The sequence below is a fragment of the Microcoleus sp. OTE_8_concoct_300 genome, assembly GCF_031383065.1.
Classification (GTDB): Bacteria; Cyanobacteriota; Cyanobacteriia; order Cyanobacteriales; family Microcoleaceae; genus Microcoleus.
Genome location: NZ_JANMZH010000650.1, coordinates 19,010 through 37,615, shown reverse-complemented (window position 1 = coordinate 37,615; position 18,606 = coordinate 19,010). Strand labels below are relative to the sequence as shown.

General features: G+C 43.0%; 17 protein-coding genes. 12 read left to right on the top strand and 5 right to left on the bottom strand.

Annotation, left to right across the window (positions count from 1 at the left end; translation table 11 throughout):
* Positions 1–173 precede the first annotated feature (173 nt).
* The gene (locus ACUVJL_RS29405; RefSeq protein ID WP_333121257.1) at positions 174–767 is read right to left on the bottom strand and encodes a hypothetical protein; all 594 of its coding nucleotides are present in this window, start codon (positions 765–767) and stop codon (positions 174–176) included.
* A gap of 206 nt (positions 768–973) precedes the next feature.
* Between ACUVJL_RS29405 and ACUVJL_RS29400 the strand changes: the two genes are divergently transcribed.
* The 6 genes from ACUVJL_RS29400 (at position 974) to holA (ending at position 9,035) form a co-directional block, all read left to right on the top strand.
* Complete coding sequence (locus tag ACUVJL_RS29400; RefSeq protein WP_333316098.1) at positions 974–2,209, top strand: hypothetical protein; 1,236 nt, start codon at positions 974–976, stop codon at positions 2,207–2,209.
* Between the two features lie 201 nt (positions 2,210–2,410).
* Positions 2,411–2,791 (top strand): hypothetical protein, encoded by a 381-nt coding sequence (locus ACUVJL_RS29395; protein ID WP_333121254.1) that lies wholly within the window; start codon positions 2,411–2,413, stop codon positions 2,789–2,791.
* 172 nt (positions 2,792–2,963) lie between these two features.
* Positions 2,964–4,391: an ATP-dependent DNA helicase gene (locus ACUVJL_RS29390; protein WP_445249078.1), complete on the top strand. Its 1,428-nt coding sequence runs from the start codon at positions 2,964–2,966 to the stop codon at positions 4,389–4,391.
* A 405-nt stretch (positions 4,392–4,796) separates the two neighbouring features.
* The gene (gene dnaN, locus ACUVJL_RS29385; RefSeq protein WP_445249077.1) at positions 4,797–6,302 is read left to right on the top strand and encodes a DNA polymerase III subunit beta; all 1,506 of its coding nucleotides are present in this window, start codon (positions 4,797–4,799) and stop codon (positions 6,300–6,302) included.
* A gap of 364 nt (positions 6,303–6,666) precedes the next feature.
* Positions 6,667–8,082, top strand: a complete 1,416-nt coding sequence (gene dnaX / locus ACUVJL_RS29380) for a DNA polymerase III subunit gamma/tau (protein WP_445249076.1) — start codon at positions 6,667–6,669, stop codon at positions 8,080–8,082.
* The gene (holA, locus tag ACUVJL_RS29375) at positions 8,079–9,035 is read left to right on the top strand and encodes a DNA polymerase III subunit delta (RefSeq protein ID WP_445249075.1); all 957 of its coding nucleotides are present in this window, start codon (positions 8,079–8,081) and stop codon (positions 9,033–9,035) included. Before dnaX ends, holA begins: the two co-directional genes overlap by 4 nt.
* 253 nt (positions 9,036–9,288) lie before the next feature.
* Here the strand turns inward: holA and ACUVJL_RS29370 are convergent, their stop codons facing one another.
* The gene (locus tag ACUVJL_RS29370) at positions 9,289–9,486 is read right to left on the bottom strand and encodes a hypothetical protein (protein ID WP_194008897.1); all 198 of its coding nucleotides are present in this window, start codon (positions 9,484–9,486) and stop codon (positions 9,289–9,291) included.
* A gap of 3 nt (positions 9,487–9,489) precedes the next feature.
* Positions 9,490–9,615: a hypothetical protein gene (locus tag ACUVJL_RS29365; RefSeq protein ID WP_445249074.1), complete on the bottom strand. Its 126-nt coding sequence runs from the start codon at positions 9,613–9,615 to the stop codon at positions 9,490–9,492.
* Positions 9,616–9,755: 140 nt separating this feature from the next.
* On the opposite strand from ACUVJL_RS29365, the gene ACUVJL_RS29360 reads away from it, so the two are divergent.
* From ACUVJL_RS29360 to ACUVJL_RS29350, 3 genes are read left to right on the top strand one after another with little or no spacing between them, the layout of a single operon-like run.
* A complete protein-coding gene (locus tag ACUVJL_RS29360) occupies positions 9,756–9,935 on the top strand; it encodes a DUF6932 family protein (RefSeq protein ID WP_333248937.1) in 180 nt (59 codons plus the stop codon).
* Positions 9,919–10,203: a DUF6932 family protein gene (locus tag ACUVJL_RS29355; protein ID WP_445243727.1), complete on the top strand. Its 285-nt coding sequence runs from the start codon at positions 9,919–9,921 to the stop codon at positions 10,201–10,203. Before ACUVJL_RS29360 ends, ACUVJL_RS29355 begins: the two co-directional genes overlap by 17 nt.
* Positions 10,200–10,733, top strand: coding sequence for a helix-turn-helix transcriptional regulator (locus tag ACUVJL_RS29350; RefSeq protein WP_333414309.1), 534 nt, complete (start codon positions 10,200–10,202; stop codon positions 10,731–10,733). The genes ACUVJL_RS29355 and ACUVJL_RS29350 overlap by 4 nt, the downstream gene beginning before the upstream one ends.
* Before the next feature lie 334 nt (positions 10,734–11,067).
* On the opposite strand, the gene ACUVJL_RS29345 is transcribed toward ACUVJL_RS29350, so the two are convergent.
* A complete protein-coding gene (locus ACUVJL_RS29345; RefSeq protein ID WP_445249073.1) occupies positions 11,068–11,670 on the bottom strand; it encodes a hypothetical protein in 603 nt (200 codons plus the stop codon).
* A 572-nt stretch (positions 11,671–12,242) separates the two neighbouring features.
* On the opposite strand from ACUVJL_RS29345, the gene ACUVJL_RS29340 reads away from it, so the two are divergent.
* Both ACUVJL_RS29340 and ACUVJL_RS29335 read left to right on the top strand, forming a co-directional pair.
* A complete protein-coding gene (locus tag ACUVJL_RS29340; protein WP_445249072.1) occupies positions 12,243–14,888 on the top strand; it encodes a DEAD/DEAH box helicase in 2,646 nt (881 codons plus the stop codon).
* A gap of 213 nt (positions 14,889–15,101) precedes the next feature.
* Positions 15,102–16,283, top strand: a complete 1,182-nt coding sequence (locus tag ACUVJL_RS29335; protein WP_445249071.1) for a hypothetical protein — start codon at positions 15,102–15,104, stop codon at positions 16,281–16,283.
* 229 nt (positions 16,284–16,512) lie between these two features.
* Here the strand turns inward: ACUVJL_RS29335 and ACUVJL_RS29330 are convergent, their stop codons facing one another.
* A complete protein-coding gene (locus ACUVJL_RS29330; RefSeq protein WP_445249070.1) occupies positions 16,513–17,661 on the bottom strand; it encodes a hypothetical protein in 1,149 nt (382 codons plus the stop codon).
* A gap of 333 nt (positions 17,662–17,994) precedes the next feature.
* Here ACUVJL_RS29330 and ACUVJL_RS29325 point away from each other — a divergent pair, with 333 nt between their 5' ends.
* The gene (locus ACUVJL_RS29325; RefSeq protein WP_333103620.1) at positions 17,995–18,426 is read left to right on the top strand and encodes a helix-turn-helix transcriptional regulator; all 432 of its coding nucleotides are present in this window, start codon (positions 17,995–17,997) and stop codon (positions 18,424–18,426) included.
* Positions 18,427–18,606: the final 180 nt, after the last annotated feature.

Sequence of the window (18,606 nt, the reverse complement as noted above, 5' to 3'; positions counted from 1 at the left end):
GGTTTAATACTGTGTTGAGTTGTAGCGTTTTGTGTAGGCATCGTCGGCAAAGGATTGAATCAGCTCAATCTGACTAGGATTGACTTTAATTTCCCAGACCTTGACTCGCTCAGGCACTGTCCAAGTTGCTTTCTTTTCATAGAGCCTCACGATACGCGGGAAACTCAGGTGCTTCAGCCCTGAGAGTAGTCAATACTAGGAGAGTTACCATTTTGAGTAATTGATGCAAGGCTTTTTTCGGAAATTTCAGAGTGTTCTGTATCTTGTATTGCAGTGAGATCGCTACTGCTGCCATTCTCTAAAATTCCTGTATTTGTTAAGTATTCTTCTAAGATGGGAATTAGAGAGCGATACCACTTTATTTGAGAACCACTCCATTTGTTTGTTGTTGAAGTAGCCAGCAAGGAAATACCATGAGCTGAGCCGGCTTGTGTCAGTATCCAAATTCGCTTGGCTTCATTACGCTCTTGATACCCCAATGAAACTAGAGCTTTGTTGACTAAATCTGGCTTGATTTTGCACTCTAAGTTATCTGTGAGTATTGCTGCTAGTTCCGTTACTGTCATCCCAACTTCTGTCAAAGGGGAAGCTGCACCAATCAGTTGTTTTGCCGTCTCTGCTACCCCTTTGAGTTCTGGGTACATAGAGGCCAGCGAGTTGAATTTAAACTGGGCGATCGCGGACGCACTCAGTCCGGTATCTTGTAGCCAAGCTACCAAGTGGTCTATCGTCTCTATGGCGGCAGCAATTTTTTCAGAAGTGGGCATCTTTGCTCGCTTAGTTTTCCATATCGTGATCTTGACAGCATGGCGATATATCTAGCGGGACTTAAACAAATTTAAAGCCTAAATAAAGCCTAAATTTGCTTTATATGCACCAAAGATGCTAGCGAAAACTAGAAAGTTTTAGGCTTCTGTTCGAGAAGATACCCCCTAACGGGAGAAGTTGAAAAAAAATTAACTTCTCAAAGGTTATGGACTCTAACACCGCTTTAATCGGTCTCTCAAATATTTGCTCTAAATCTGACAACACTCCCCCCAGTGAAGTTAAAGAAGTGGTAGCGGTAATTTTCCCTTTTCTCACTCCGCATCCTTCCGATCAACTTCCCTTTAAAGTAGGCGATATCATCAAAACTGGTAAGCATTACGGTACTGTCACTTCTCTAAATCAAACCGATCGACCTGTAAGAATTACCTGGGATGCTAGTAACAGCGAAGACAGCTTTTCTTGGAATTATACACTTGATGAAATTCGTGTCCTCAAAATCTCCCTTGTGCCTCAGTTTATTCCTCAAAAAACTACTGGAGAACTTCCAGCTTGCACAACCATCGTACTTGCTAATTCGCAACAGGTACAATTCAGTAACACAACTATTTTCCAAGTAGAATCGCTGACTGAACACCACATTTTCATCTCGACTCTCGACCAATCTTATCTCTTTCCCATTAACTTGTTTCCAGGCTTCCCGACAAGTTGTACCATAGATATTCCTGCACCTCAGCAGTTAAAAGTCGCTCGCAGTTTGTCTGTTGCTGACCTCAAAATCCGAGCTAAGACGTATTTAGCTCTCGAAATACCCGACAACTTCTTAGAATTCGCTATGCCAATTCAAAAACAGCAATTCAAAGAAAAACTGGCTCGACAATTGAGCGAAGAAAATTACGAACTTCTAGAATTTAACATAGCTTGGGAAGAAACTTGGAAGCAGCACCTAGAAAACCTAGCCAAGAAACAAGGATTATACGGATTTAAAGAGGGAGATTACATTTTAAAATGCCGAGAAGGAGTTCAACAAAGGGGGACAGTCCAACGCTTGAACGTTGAAAATCTACGTCCATTCCAAATCGAGTGGAACAGCGGAGAAATCCAAAATTACAGTTTGACCGAACTCAAAGGTTTGGGTATAGCTCGTATCGAATCTATTGTTAAATTATCCCCCAATGTGGCTTATCAGATTAGCGAAGACGGCTCCTACTTTAGAGCTTGGATTGGGTTCCGTACTAAAGCGTTAGCTAAGGCTTGGCTAATACCTGTCAAAAAGCTAGTCGGCTACCTTAGCAACTTAATTGATTGCCAAGTTCCAGATATTCAACATACAGGCTCTAAATACGAATACGCTGTAGAATGTCCCCGGCATAAAACTTTAAGTAAGCGCTTAGAAACTCTCCGAAAAGTTGCTGAATTTGATTTAGAAAAGATGCCAAGATGATGGAATAAATGGGAAATCAAATATAATTGGCTAGTTTATGACAGTGTAAATGCGATAAACAACTCTGTTACTAATCCAAAATATAAATTGCCTAATGGCATAAAATGTTGATTTTTTCTAGTCGTAAATATCAACTCAAGGAACAATCTTTGAGTTTGAGTGCTATTCAATTCACCCTTGACCCTACAATTCCAGGATCGCATGAACAAAACAGTAATGATTTCCGGTAGTCGTTCCATTAATGAATTGCCTTTAGGAGCAATCGCATCTCTCAATCGCATCATTGAACTAGGATTTGAAGTTATAGTCGGTGATGCTTCTGGTATTGATAGCTTAGTTCAGCAGTATTTGCAGTCTAAGAATTACCAGAAAGTCTTGGTTTACTATGCCTTATTTAGCGGCAATGGCAAACCTAGGAATACTTTTGGTTATCCCACCATTGGCATTCCCGGAAACTATAGCGCTCGCGACATCCAAATGTGTTCGCATTGTGATTACGGACTAGCCATCTGGGACGGACAAAGCAAAGGAACAGCAGCTAATATCAAGCGAGTTAAGAAGACCAAAGTTGTTATTGTTTAAAAACCAACAACCACTGTTCATATTATTAATCAACAAATAAATCAGCGATCGCCCTCTAGTGTACCAGAGCGCTATCGCCTTTTTTTGTTGATTTAACCTGCTTCGTGAAACAGTCTTGCACTCAAGCTAACGCTTATTAGGGAGGCGATAGAGTTATTATCTAGCACTAATAATGATTCAAACCTTACTAGAACGACCGCAGGAATTTAAACAAATTCCCTTCACTCTCAAACCACAACAGCAGCAAACACTCGACAAATTGAGAACATTTGCAAGCAGCACTGAGTCATTCTTTTTGCTCTGCGGTTATGCAGGCACAGGAAAAAGCACACTTATTTTTCTTCTAATCAAAGAACTCTTGGCTCAAAGCAAGCGCATTGTCCTCACTGCACCTACTAACAAAGCCGTCGGTATTCTCAGAAAAATGGCAGCCTCTCAAGGTATTTTCGGAGTAGACTTTCTGACAATACACCAACTTTTAGGCTTAGGCATAGTTCGCAAAGAACAAGAGAAAGTCTTAGAACAGACAAGCTGTTGTTACCTCCACCTCTACGATATCATTTTTCTTGACGAATGTTCGATGGTTGGAACTCAATTATGGTCTTGGATTGAGCGTAGATTTGAACGTACCCTGTTCAACCACCGCAAATTAATTCTCATGGGCGACCCAGCTCAGCTTAACCCCGTCGGAGAAAAACGCTCGCCTGTCTTCAGCATTACCAATAAAACTATGCTAACCGAAGTTGTCAGGCAAGCTGGAGAAAGTCCCGTCCTCGACTTCATCACCGAATGCCGTTCTTGTGTCAAGAATAAAACCGATATGTTCTTGCCACATTCTACCTACACTCAAGGGAACAAATCTAACGGTGCATTCAAAGTTAAGCCAGAAACACTCCTGCAATACGCCCTCAAAACCATCAAGCGCGAATTCACTTCCAACCCTGACTGCTTTCGGATTCTGTGCTGGACAAACAAGCAAGTCAACTATTACAATCAGGCCCTCCGAGAACAAGTTTACGGTCAAACAGCCCCCAGATTCATACCGGGAGAAAGGCTGATTACTAAGAAACCAGTCATGGCCCCTGATGGTAAGACCGTTATTTTGCCCACTTCAACTGAATTTACCATTAAAGAAGTTGAAACGAGCCAACACTACGGCTATCGAGTATGGCTTTTAAAGATTGTGACCGATGACGGTTTATTTCGGCAAATCTTTGTGCTGCATGAATCCGAAAATAAACGCTACCAGGCTGAACTTAAGGAAAAACTCAAGAGTGCCAAGCGCAGCGGATTTTTATGGCGCAAGTATTATTGGTTTAAGGACGACATATTTGCCGAAATTGACAATTGCTTTGCCCTGACTATTCACAATTCTCAAGGCAGCACTTTTGATGAAGTGTGTTTGGACATTAATGACATTTTGACTCGGCTATTGGTGGGAAAAGAAATGAGCAGCAAACAGAAACTTAAAGAATACCACCGCCTCTTGTATGTCGGAACGAGTCGCTGCCGCCAACGGATACTATTTGTTCCTCCAATTTCATCCAGAGTTCAACTTGCATTAGGATACTTAACTAAATCTGGTTCAAGTAACTTTTGATGATAGGCAGTAGAAAGTAGGGAGAAAATAGCAATTAATCGGTTTGTGAAAAAGGCGACATCTCACTTAGAATAATATATCAGTAGGGCGAAGCATGACCTCCGTAAATATAAGACGTTCACCAATAACTTATATGCCGGAATGCTTCGCTCTCTTTTTTTCGACAAGATGCACTCCCAAAAACTGCTACTTAGATTACGATTTTATTAATCAACAAGCTCAAATTTATCATCCTAAAATAAAGGTTGATTATTACCTTTAATTGTTAAAAAATAATTACAATAATCCACCTGCTCTCAACCATATTGGTTCCACTCTTTCCACACTTCGACTCTCTTTTTTCAGCCACCGCTCGCGAGTGCTGCTACCGCAGCGGCAAATCGAACTTCTGACACACAACTAATTATGGCAAAATCTAGACTTACAGAAACACCCCCTCAGCAAAAAGTAGTACAGAGAGCAACCAAGAAAAAACGCTCTCCTGAAACAGCGACTAATTCCGCTAAGGCTGAAAAATCTGTTACAAAAATCACAAAAGGTTCTTCAACTTCTGAACCGGAAACAGCACTTTCAGAACAAGTAGAACCCTCTGAAAAATCCACAGAATATACACCAGTTTCAGCCACAGATGCTTCTGATTTAGGAGCTAAATCAAACGATGAGACATTGCCGGAGCCTTCTCCTTCCCCTTCCCCTTCAATCGTTGAATTTGCCTGTGATGCCAGAGAATTAAATGATTACATCCAAACTCTCAAAAGCAGCATTTATAGCAATAACAACCATGTCATTTTATCCAATATTCTCATAGAAGCAGATGCCGCAACTAGACAATTGCATTTAACTGCTTATAACCTGGAATTTGGGATACAAGCGAGTTTTGAAGCTAATGTCAATCAATCTGGAAAGCTCACTCTCCCTGCAACCATACTCGCAGACATTCTCGGAAAATTTCCGAAAAGTCGCGTTACCTTAAAGAGTTCTTGGGAAATTATCAAAGGAAGTGACGTTCCATCAGTCAGTGCCACTCTGACTGCATCAAGGAGCAAGCACGTCATTCGTGGGCTAACTGCGGACGAATTCCCTGCTATCAAGAGCCTTGAACAAAAACTTGTGACCATTCCTGCTAGCGTGTTAATTGCTGTCCTCAAAGCCAGCTTATTTGCTGTAAGTTCTGAAGAAACCAAACGTATCTTAACTGGAGCTAACTTTCAACTAAGCCACGACGCAGAAAGGGGACTTTCTCAATTGAGAGTTTGGACAACAGACGGACATCGGATAGCAATGGTTGTAGGATTCAGTGAAAGCAGTGATTCCGATATTTTGAACACTCGAAACGTGCAATTTACAGTACCCACTAAGGTACTCCGGGTATTAGAGCGGACTTTGAATCCCACTGACAGAGTAGCTATTTACTATGAGACTGAGCCTGACAATAGCAATAACTTTGTTGCTTTTGAGTGGAACAATTGGCGGCTGACAGCGCAGTTATTAGAAGGAAAATACCCGAATTGCGACCAGATTATTGCTCCTTATCGGCATGAACTTAGCCATCAAATTGTGGTAGAGAAGCTCAGCTTTTTAAAAGCCTTAGAGCGGTTAGCTTCTCACAGCGATAAGTCCCATGTTACAGCAATTTTTGAATTCGATTTAGATAGTCAACAAGTGCGAATTTCACTAAATAATACTCTCAGTTCTGGTACTGAGATAGTTGATGCCAAACTATTCGGTTGTGACTTTCGGATCAAGTGCGACATCCGCTATTTAATTGATACAGTTAAAGCTGTTTCTAGTTCGGATTTGCGGATGTTAATGGCAACTCCTACGGCTCCCATACTGATTGCACCGTTTGGAATACCAGCGTCGGGTACAGAGGCTTTAGAGTGCGAATACATTATCGCTCCGCAAGAATAAAAGGTGGGGAGCGGCATCTAAATTTGATGCCCTCTCCTGCCCCAATTCGGAGCCTATTACTGTATAAATTAGGATAATTTAAATTCCTATTTTAACATAAAAATTATCTACAAGTGTGTTCAATACTCTCGCACCAACAACTTATATTAATACTAATTATCAAGACTCATGCAATAGTAGCCGTAGGGTGTGTCGCCATTAAAAATTCCTAATTTAGACAAACAATCTCACAGATCCGCACCTGACAAACAGAGCCCACAAACAAAGCTAACAATTCTGTAGCAAGATTTTTGAGAAATGGCATAACTTCAGGCATGGCTCCCCTATCGGGGAATAGTTACCAGAAGTATTCTAACCACTCAAAATGTACCAACCACTGCACCTCAAATACCGACCCAAAAACCTCCAAGAATTAGTGGGCCAAGACACCATCAAAACAACCTTGACCAATGCCATCACCTCCGACAAAATTGCTCAAGCTTACCTATTTACCGGGCCCAGAGGAACAGGCAAAACCTCAACCGCTCGCATTCTTGCTAAATCCCTCAATTGTTTGAATAGCAAAAAGCCAACCGCCACTCCTTGCGGGGAATGTTCAAGCTGCAAAACCATTGACTCCTGTTCAAGCTTAGACGTAACTGAAATCGATGCTGCCTCTCACAATGGCGTGGATGATGCCAGAGAATTAATACAACACAGCAACTTTGCGCCAGCCATGAGCCCTTACCGCATCTGGATTTTAGACGAGTGCCACCAACTCAGTACCAGCGCTCAAAATGCTCTCCTCAAATGCCTTGAAGAACCTCCGGCTCATGTGGTATTTATTCTCTGTACGACTGAAGCACATAAAGTCCTGCCGACAATTATCTCCCGCTGCCAAACTTTTAACTTCCGAGCCTTGTCAGTTGATGCTATTGTCGGACAATTGCACAAAATTAGCTCCGCTGAATCTATTGCGATCGCAAGTGAGGCCATGCGGGCGATCGCTCGCACCAGCGACGGGGGGTTAAGAGATGCCCTGCAATTACTTTCTCAGCTTTCACTGCTAAACTCAGAGATTACCCTAACTCAAGTTGCAGAAGTATCTGGCAGTATCAGCGAGCAAGAGTCGATCGCCCTTCTCAAAGCCATTCATTCTGGCGATACCTTAAGCGTACTGCAATCTTCGAGAACGCTCATTGACAGCGGCAAAACCCCTAAACTTATTCTCAGCAGCTTGCTAGCAGCAATGAGAGATTTGCTCATTGTCAAATCAACGCGCCACTGCCAGAATTTAATTGCAGGGCCAGTAGGCTATTCACAACTGCGCTCGCTCGCTCTTCATCTCGATTTTGAAACAATTGATGCGGCTTGTACACAATTGCAAAAATCAGAATTTCAATTGAGAACTAGCACCAATGCTGCTACTTGGTTAGAAGTCTGTCTGCTGAACTTGATGCTGTTAAGCAAACCTGCGACAAAGGAAATGCGATCGCCAGCAACTTCCCAATCCGATCGACCTGACAAATTTGATAAAACCCCTCAAAAAATAGAGGCAGATTCTCCTGACTTTGAGACAACTTGGGCGCAAGTAGTAGCAGCAGCGAAACCAGGCAATCGTAGCCTCTTAAACCGCGCTCAAATTGCCGAACTTTCGGCTGATTCATGTGTGTTAGCAGTAGAAAGAAAATACGCGAACAAGTTTCAGAGTCACCTTGAATCCGTGCAGCGGATCGTTACTAAAGCTTTAGGCCGCTCTGTTACGGTAACTGTCAAACAACAGGAGGAGTTAGCAGCATGATTAGCATCCTAATTGGGAATGATACTTACGCAATTGAACGAGAAGTTGAAAATTTTAAGACTCAAACTCATCCTCTCTGGCGAGATTTCAACATCCACCGCTTCGATGCTTCTTCCCTGGATGCAGCCCTCTCTGCTGCTGCTTCAGTTCCTTTCGGCGGTGGAAACAAACTTATTGTCGTTGAAAATTGCGATTTCAAGCAATTTGGAGAAACGGGGCTAGAATTGCTGCAAATCTTGCCCCAATTACCTGCTACAACGCACTTAGTCTTCACTGCTGCTGTTATCGACAAGCGACTCAAGGTAGTTAAGCATTTGTTGCCGTTTGGTAAACTTAAGGACTTTACTCTCATTCCTCCTTGGCGTACTGATTTGATTGAAAGTGCGATCGCTGCTAATGCTAAACAGATGAATCTCTCAATTGCCAGAGATGCTGTCAGTTATCTAGCGGTAGCGATTGGCAACGATTCTGCTAGAAGAGTCAGTGAACTAGAGAAATTAGCCATTTATGCAGCAGGCGCTCGCATTACGAAAGAAGCTGCTAAAGCCCTCGTTCCAGCTACCACCGCCAGCAGTTTCCAACTTGCCGAAGCTCTTTTAAAAGGTCAAGCAGTGGCGGCAATTAAGGTGCTTGATGAATTGCTATCTCGGGCAGAGTTTCCTTTAGCAATTATTGCCACTCTCCAAACTCAGTTTAAAACTTGGCTGTGGGTAAAAGCTACTATCAATTCCGACCAACAACGTTCTGATAGCGAAATTGCTAGTATGTGCGGAATTAGTAACCCGAAACGGCTGTATTTCCTTAAGCAGGAGGTTAACGAAGTATCTGCGAACTCCTTAAGTCGATCGCTCTCCATTTTGTTTGATTTAGAAATCGCTCTCAAAACAGGAGATAAGCCTGACTCGATGTTGCCTGCTTTGCTCAGCATCACTCAACTCACTCACCTTAAATAACAGGAAAGCGCTGCCGAGTTAATTCGGCAGCCTTTCATTAACTGCCTTGTTAAAAAAGCTGTTGTTTCATTACTTATCCAAGTTATTTTTTAACATTTTTGGCGTAATATAATGTACAATAAGTCCAGATTTGTTGCCAAATTTTACTGGAACTAAAGTCTAAGAGAGTCGCTTGCATCGAGCGGACTAAATAAAGTTTTGCTCGCTTTCCGCTTACCATATTTTTTCTGTAAGGTAATTTCGTCAATGCGAGTTACAACCGACCCAGCAGGTGGAGTTGTATTGTTGGCCCGGATGCTTGGTGCAAGTCGTAGCTGTATGATGTGACGTTGCCAAATACATCTGTCATCGATTTGGCCTGTTCCAAGGCATCATAAACTACTGATTGACTGTTACCTTGGGAGGTTCTGATAGCGACGATTAGGTTCTCCGAATCCTCGTCGTATTCCATCGTTTAGGTGTGACTTTGACCGTTGAGTCTAAATGTAGTTGTGGCGACTTCTATTTGACCGTATTGAGTCGGAATATTCGGAACATTCGGTGTCGAATTAGAACTGAAAGTTAACTCAAAACCCTGCATCGCACCAGTCGCTTCTGTTACAACTTATTAATTATCACTCATAGCGATGGCTTTTTGCCTGCATATTCAGGTATGCTGAGGAAATCAATAGCTATAAAAACCGACAATAAAATTGTGTTAAAATGTAAAGGTGTGAGGGCATGATTCCCGAATTTGATGAGAACGGCAACTTGCCACCAGGAGTGTATTGGGCCGAATGGGAAGAATTCAAAGATCGCTTTGGAATCACACCACTTCGTACTCGCATGATAGATGGTTTGCAAATGGCATTCTTAGCAGCTAAAGGCAGCAGGATGCAGAACAATTTACATCAATGGTAGTTTTATTACTAGCAAACTAGCTCCTCAAGATTTTGATGCTTGTTGGGATAGAGAAGAGGTTGATATGAATTATCTGAAAACTCATGCTCCTCGACTGAGAAATTATGCAGATAGAGCCGCACAGAAAGCTCTTTATCGCGGTGAAATCTTTCCGTCCGACCAGCCAGTCGGTAGTTACGATCTAACTTCCTATGAATTATTTCAACGGGACAGAGAGCTGCATCCTAAAGGAATTATTGCTATAGATTTAGTAAGGTGGTCGCCATGATTAGAAATAAAAAGCAATATGAGTATACCCAAGAGTTAGCGAAAAGATGTGAATCTACGCTAGCCCAGTATGACGCCCAAGATGAAGAGGTGAAAAAGAACGATCCTTGGTGGTTAGTGATGCGTGAATCTATCCAAAGTCATCTGGATACTTTTAGGGCAGAAATAGCTGAGTATGAAAGATTGGTGGAGTGCGATCGCACTCAAGACCTCAAAATTGAAGTAGATTCGATTTTAGAGCTGCCAAGAGTCTTAATTAAAGCTCGAATTGCTGCGAAAATGACTCAAAAAGAACTTGCGGATAGACTGGGGCTGGAAGAAAATCGAATTAAGCAATACGAAGACTCAGATTATCAATGTGCGAGTTGGGTGGAAATTATCGATATTACTGAAGCTTTAGCGGTTGAGCTGAAAACAGCTAGTTTTGTGGTGGATTTTCAGGAGATGGAAGGGAGGAAAAGTTCTCTGGCTGAGTTTGTAGAACGACAGCGAAAGCAGTTAGAATTTAAAGCTCAGAGAGTCGAAAAATAGTCATTATTTATTGTCCAATACGGTTCATTTAAGACAGTCCGTTCAGTAAAACGATGTGAAAAACAGACGGGATTACTTTCCTACCCTTCACCGAACGCCTTCGGCGAAAGGATCGCGAAAGCTAACGCGAAGACGCTCGCAATGACAAAAACAGTTAACCCAAGCGTATTGAGTTATTGTCTAGATATCGCAGCAGTTTTTGAGGGTACAATCGCACTCTCATCTCTATTTGTATAAACTTCCGAGCCGCAATAAACTTACCCACTCTCAACATTATTACACTTCTCAGTGAAAATCAGTTAACCGATCTACTCAAAAAATGTTTAATAACAGCTCATCTTTCCTGCATCATCCAAACCAGAAAGCCCAAGATTTGCTCAACAGGAGGTAGTGGATAATCTGTAAGGTCAATGGACGCGCATTGCTCTTCTAGTTTAAGAAACCGCCAAACTGTACCGCTAGTTACCGTTCCGTAAATCGTCGATATCGGCTGTTGCTTTTGTTGGTTAAAGCGTTGAGCTGCAACCATTTCTGCAAGGCATTGCCCAAGAGCCGGTTTAAGGTCTTCTTTTTTGGCTTCCACCAATACAACTGCAGGAGCTTTAATGTATAGTTGTTCCGGGGAACGACTCAGGAGAAAGTCAACATAGCCTGTAAGTTCAGCCTCCGGTTCTACATTGAATTCTTCGCCTGAAAAAACGCTAATCTGTCCTTGAAGCTGGCGTTTTACTTCCAGTAAGACAGGATTGATGATACCCTCAGAACGAGCTTTTTCGCTACTCACCGCGATCGCCCATGGAATCGTTTCTTTAAGAGTATCCTGTAGTAAAACACTAGGAGTCACTGGGAGGATTTCTGGTAAAAAACGCGCTCCTTCAATGATTGTGAGATGAAAATCTTCTACAGCTTTGCTGAGAGTGAATTTACTGTAAGGCATAGGTTTATTATTCTTAATTGGATACTATAACACTTCTGAGTTAAATGAGGTAAGTCTGGTAATTGGTAAAGTGTACTGTACTAATTATATAGCCAGTCTAAATCAATAGTCCGGACAGTTTTTATAGGGCCCAATGGCTTAGGCTCTAAGACTTTGAGCCACTGTGGATAATTAAATCAATGTCAGCTCCACGCCTGACTTACATTTAATTCGACTTTTTTATGATCCTTGCCCTGTAAAGCTTGTAGTATCCTTCCCAAAACTGTCCGGAGTATTGCTAAATAAGTTGTGAAAAAAACAAGTTTTAAACGAACCGCGAAGACGCGAAGCACGCGAAGGTCGGAAAGAGAACAGAGTTTCACGACTCCTGCAAGACTCACTATAGTGCCTCACGAGGCGGGGCGATCGCGCAGTGAGCCAGAGACCTACCGTTTCCCTAGTTCCTGAACCCAAACCCATAATTGCCACCAAATTCAGTCCGACTCCCAGTTGGTTTTTTTGGAATTTCTTCTCTCGTTCTTTTTCCTACCTATCGGTAGTAAAAGAGAAAAGATTCATTCTTAGAGTGACCAATGCCTCCCAATTATATCAACCTTCTTTCCCAACTAATAGCCAGACATGATTTTCACCAAAATAACTTCCCAGAAGCAAGCCACTTGCAGCCAACTGCAACAGCCGATTTGTGTGAGTTTTTAGGCGAAGAGGTTATTTATCAGACAATCGCGACTGCTACAACTCCTAAGCTCTACAAAATTCCTCAAGACTTGCCGCCTTCAATAATTTCTGCTTTGCACCGCCAAGGCATTCAACAGCTTTATTCGCACCAAATTAAAACACTCAAAGCCGTGCGCCAGGGCAAAGATGTCATCCTCAGCACAGCAACAGCTTCTGGCAAATCTTTAAGTGCGTACTTGCCTATTTTAGAGGGCATTCTCCAACATCAATTTACTGCACTCTCTATTTATGGCTTGAAAGCTTTAACAGCCGACCAAAGTCAAAAACTTGCCGATTTGCTCCAACTGATTCCTGAGCCTGCCCGCCCGCGCCTTGCCCTTCTAACTGGGGATACTCCTCCCAAAACCCGAGAACAATTATTAGCTGCAAACCCTAGCATAATCAGCGCAACACCAGAATTAATTCACTATGCGCTGAAAGGCGTTCACTGGAGTCAGCCTTGGCAGCATTTTTTAAGTCGCCTCCGCTATATTGTCCTAGATGAAGCTCACACTTTTAACGGAGTTTACGGAGCTAACATGGCTAGCTTAATTCGCCGCTTAAAATTGGCAGTAGACGAGCGCGGAGGTTCTTCTCAAAAACTGCAATTCCTGATATTGAGTGCTACCGTTGGCAATCCCGTTAAATTAGCAAAGTTACTATCTGGTAGAAGTCGCAAGCGAAATATCAATAAACCCGAGCGGTTAGTTTGGATTAACTCTAGCGGAGCTGCTGTCCCAGAACGGCAATTAATTGTTACTAAACCGACTCATGATGCTAATTCCGATGTTGCTCGCATCATTATGTTTTTGTTGCAGCAAGGGCAAAGTGGAATTTGCTTCGGTAACGGCAGACAAGCAATTAAGAACTTGTGGGCAACTTTTAAGCAAGAAGCTGTAACTCAAACTAACTCGGGAATTGAGTCGCAAGTAGCAATTTTCTACGGCAGTTTAACAAGCGAGCGCCGCATGGAAATTATTAACTCTTTGCAGTCAGGAACAGTTAAGTGTATCCTCAGCACTAGCGCTCTCGAAGCAGGAATTGATTTGCCTCAACTTGACTTTGCTATTATTAGGGGATGGCCGGGAAGCTTGCAAGCTTTCAGGCAGAGGGCTGGCCGGGCTGGTCGCGCAAACTCCGGTTTAATTGTTTTCATTCCTATTGCACAATCACCTTTGGATAACTATTTTGCCGAGCGTCCTGAATTGTTGCTGTCGGCCGAATCTGAATTGGTGAGCTTTAATGCCAATTATCCCATAGATATTGCCAAACATTTGATGTGCGCGGCTGTCGAAACAGGCATTCGGGCCAATAAGCTCAAGCACTACTTTGGCAAGAGCGCTCATATAATTGCAACGGCTTTAATTGAGCAAGGTGTTCTTCACAGAAGCCGGGATAAATTATGGGCTAAGGGCTTTCCCCATAAAGATGTAAACTTTCGAGGGGGAACGGGTTCTAGCACGATACAACTGGTGGATGCGGAGACTCAAGAAGAGATTGAACTCCTCAGTGCGGAGATTGCTTATCGAGAGGTATTTCCTGGTGCTATTTACCGCACGCAAAACTCAGACGGCTGTTTGGTGACTTATACTTCGCGCTCACTCTTGAATGGCAAAGCTATTTTGCAAAACACCCCTGAAACTCGACTGTTTACTGTAGCGATTAGCCACACTGATACCAGCCTCAAGCAGAATTTGAGTTTGCCTCAACAAATCCCGTTGATTATTCCAGAAGTTGAAGGAAATGTTCAAACCAATTCAACGGATAGTAAGGCAATTCCAGCTCAAGCTATTCTGGAACTGGTTTGGGGAGAAATTAGCCAACTCGTCACTGGTTATCAATTATTAACTCGCAATTACGAGTTAACTTGTCTCAATAGAAAGTGTGTCAATTACAGAGAGCATTTACCAAAATGTACTGCCTGTCCTGTTTGTGGCAAGAGAACTCGCTCTGCAGAGCTAACATCGGTTCTTAATGAGGTAAACTTTGAGCAACCTTACGAAATCAAATTTGCGACTCCTGTACTGCAAATTAGTTTTAATTCCCCGGTTGAATGTTATCTGCAACAGGTAGTAACAGCTACTCGCCAGGAATTGCTTCAGTCTCAACAGCCGATTCCTCCCGGATATCAGCAATTGTGGGAGTACCCCGCGAATTTGTTGGCTATTCACAGTTTCGGCCATCAAATTTTAGCAGCTTTACCTCTGACTATTTTGGCTTCACCTAATGATGTGAATTTTGTGGTAGAGAAGAGAGGTGCAAATGACTATGCAGGACTCTTTTACGATTTAGCAGAAGGAGGTTCGGGAACCTCGGAAGCTATTTTTCGTTCTCTCCCTCAATTAGCTCATGCGGCTGCTGAGTTAGCCCGCAGTTGTTCTTGCAGTTCTGGCTGTCCTAAATGTTTGATTCAGTCGGGATGCCCTGATGGTAACAAAGCTTTACTCAAGCAGGTGGGGCTGCTGCTGTGCGAAGCATTTTCTACTCCTCAAATATCAAAATAATTGGTGGAATAGACGGCTGAGAAAGGGGAATGGGGAGAGAGAAATAGGGAAAATGGGAGTGGGGAATAGAGCGTAGCTTTTTTCAAACAAAAAAGCTACGCTCTATTCCCAATTTGTTTTTACTGTTTTTATTAAAGACGATGCTTGCATCAACATAGAATTGTGCGAACCGCTACTGCGGTTTTTAGGGGTGAAATTTTCAGACTTGTACTCATGAAAAACAAGCTTGTGTTACCAGTTGTTGACTCCAAAACTAGAGAGTTAACGCTGTTACATTTCAGAAAGCAACCCTATAAACCAAAGAAAAAGCAAGCTTTAATCCCCAACCTAAAACGAGATTTAAAGCCGGGCTGGCTTTTAACAATTCTCGCACAAATAGACCGATGTTTATGGGGAAGGTGGGATTATTGGGCTTTGTGTCAAGCTGTCCCCGCTCATGCCTGGATGCGGTGGAAGATGGAGCCAATGCTAGCCATTCTGGAAAACAGAAAACCCGAAAGCTTACCCAAATTTGTAATTGAGGAAACTTTGCCAGCAGAACCGATTCCCCAAATCGAATGGCAGCATTCTCCTGCCGCAGAAGCCATGCTAGATAACACTCTCAATTGCATTCCTCAACATGGAGAATGGAAAACTTGGTCAGCTTGGGACTATTTGGAGTTTTTCTTGGACTGGGTTTTGTTCGCATTCGGACATCCAGCTTACAAGATTTTACCCAAAGAACCCGCCGGCTGTGAAGGTGCATCCATGCGTCTTTATCAGATGTTTGACCTGTCAATTCTCATGCTGTATCCTGAAGATTATATGGGCAGACTGCTACCCCAAATCTGCGGAAAGACTGCTCAAAAAAGTTCAGGATTTTATCCGACACCCTTAGCTTTGTGCCAGTTGATATCTAAGTTGGTCAGTGGTGATAAGACAGAGCGAATTTCCAGCTTCAATGAACCTGCGTGCGGTACGGGTGCTTTAATGTTAACACAGTCGAATTACTGTCTGAGCGGTATCGGTCAAGATATAGACCCTACTCTGTTAAAATGCGCTTTGTTTCAGTTTTATCTGTTTTCACCTTGGCTGGCTGTTCCGATTTGGTGGTTGGGTCAAACTGATTTGCTCCTTGGCAATACTTTAAGTAGCGATCGACCCCAATCAACGAACGCCACTTATTGGTATAATGAGTGGTTTGAGCCTGTCGAGTCTCAGGCTAAAAATCATACGGATTGTTCACTCGAACATGAAATAAGTTCAGGAGAAAGCTCAGAAGTTATTGACTTGAATGATCAGACATCAATTCACTCAAATCCATTAGTTCAAGAAGTTGTTAAGGGCAAACGCCGACCCAGAAAGATGACGACATCGCCTCATCAATTTACGCTGTTTAATTTAGACGAGTTCTAGCTCAATACCTACCTATCGAACGATTGTTGCGGTGCAGGTGAAGAGTTGAGTAAATCTGATTAAATGTTTTTCTCATTGTCAGAGATTGATGTATGGCGGTTCTTGGTCAGGTGAGGTAGCTCCGTGAAGCTCAAAAGCTTGATAATCAAGGGATTCAGCATACCTCACTAGGGTGACAAAGGCTATACTTGCGAATCACACAGAAAAACAATGGCGCGATTGCATATCCTCAAGTGGCTGCTGTTGGTTCTGGTTTATGAGCTACATCAACACCACTACTGGTTTGACCTTGAACCGACTTTGGAACCAAAACATGATTTTCATTTGTAGCAGTGGACGTAATGTTATGAGCGGGCTGGTCTTCTGAACCGAAACTCTTTATAGAAGCTGCTGCTTCGAGGATTTGTGCTGCCCAATCTACTACAGCCATCCCTTGAGTTTTAGCCGCATCTCGCATTTGGGCTTGCAAGTCGATCGGGAGCTGTAGAGTTAAGGTAAAAGTATCTCGTTGGGCTCGTTTTGCCTTTTTGACTAACTCTGGCTCGATCCATCGATCGAGCCACAATTTACATTTAGAGCCCCGTTCGTTACCATCTTTCTCAATAAAGCTTAGTTTGCCTAGCTTGTGGCAATAAAAACTGTGAGGGTCGTCTTGAACAGGCTCAAAACTGCAATGATAGCAATTCCAGCAGCTTCGGCATGGAGTTTCTGTCTGACTGGATGTGGCTCCCAATCCCCCAGTATTCTCTTGAGTGGCTGCTGAAATCTCACGGTTTGACGATGGATGATGGGCTGTTTGAGTTCGTTGGTTTTTGGAACTGTTCTCGTTGTTAGACTTATTTCTCGAAATTTTTTTCTGGTGTTCTTCAACAACTCGGGCAACGTGAAAAGCCGTAAGTTTGCCGTTCGGAGCAGTAGAAACGGCTTGGGCCCAAGCCCTAGGCTGCTCTTGGGAGGGTAGTGCTGTTAGAGGGCGAAGTTGGCGCTCATTGGCGGGAAGGATTTGTGCGCCATGGCGCACATTTTCGTACACGGTTGCCGCCTCGATCAATTGGTAGGCCCAGCGACGAGACATTTCCCACCGGTTAGTACAATAGTCTTCAAAAGTTGAGAAGTCTTGTCGGTAGAGACGCCGATCGCGGATCTGGCGCAAAGCTTGCCCTATTTCCCAAAAAGCTTTCAAACTCCGTTCGACTGTAGCTTCCAAGCTGCTTAATTCTAATGCTTCAGCATCAGTGAGCGTGCTCTGGGCAGACAAATCTTTAGCGTCGGCTTTGTTTGGCTGGCAGTCCTGTGCAACTCTCGCAGTGAGTTCAGCGCTGCGAACAACAGAGAACTTATGTGCATCAGAACCGCGAACTGTTTTGGAGGTTGACATTGATGTTCCGTCCGTCTTGCGCGGTGCAAGATTAAGTATTGCATAATGCAAGGGTAGTTGCGTAATCGATTAAGGCTTTGATGGCTCAAATTTTGTAGAAAAGGGGTAAAATACAGCAGGGGCAGTCAAAAATGCGATCGTCAAAAAATTGCTCAAACCTTGCAAATACAAGGACTTTACCGTTAAATAGATGTATAGTGCCAGGTAATTTATCTGATCCGAGGTAATTTATCTGATTCTCGAAAGATCCTGTCTCAATCCCTCCCGTAGCGAAGAGGTTTCTATGTTACAGAAAGTAAAATAGTGTACTGTAATAGCGTCAGGTAAGTACTTGTGACTGTTAGCTCGGTGTCTTCTCTTATACTCGATCGCCAAAAGCGGCTGACTCAGTTGATCGAGCTGCTGCTGAAAGAAGGCTGGACTCAAAGCGCTTTAGCGTCCGCTATCGGAGTAGATTTTTCAACAATATATCGGTGGTTAAAAGGAAAAACGATACCCGAATCCGATTCTAAGAACTTTCGGCAACTGGCAAAGTTAAGCGGTGGCAGTACCAAGACTCTGCAACTTTATTTGGATGGAGAAATATCCCTATCAGTTTATCAACGCGGTTTGGATGAGGTGGCGATCGGTCAAGTGAGTGGCAGCAAGAGGATAGGCTCTGAAAAAATTAAAAAAGAAGTTTTAGCAAAGATTTATTCCCTCGACCCAGATGATATTGCCGATATCATTTCTTCATCAGTAGCATTTTTAGCCAAACTTGTATAGTTGGTAACGAACAGCCACCTCCTCACGGTTTTCAGTTGAGAAGCCGAAAAAGTCACCGTCTCATCTCTACTCCCCCCAATTGGTGACAAGTTAAGCGGCAGAAGCATTTGTCAATCAGCAATTACGATCGGAATTGACTCGGATTTTGGCGTTGCATAATAGCGGGATGATTTTGATTTT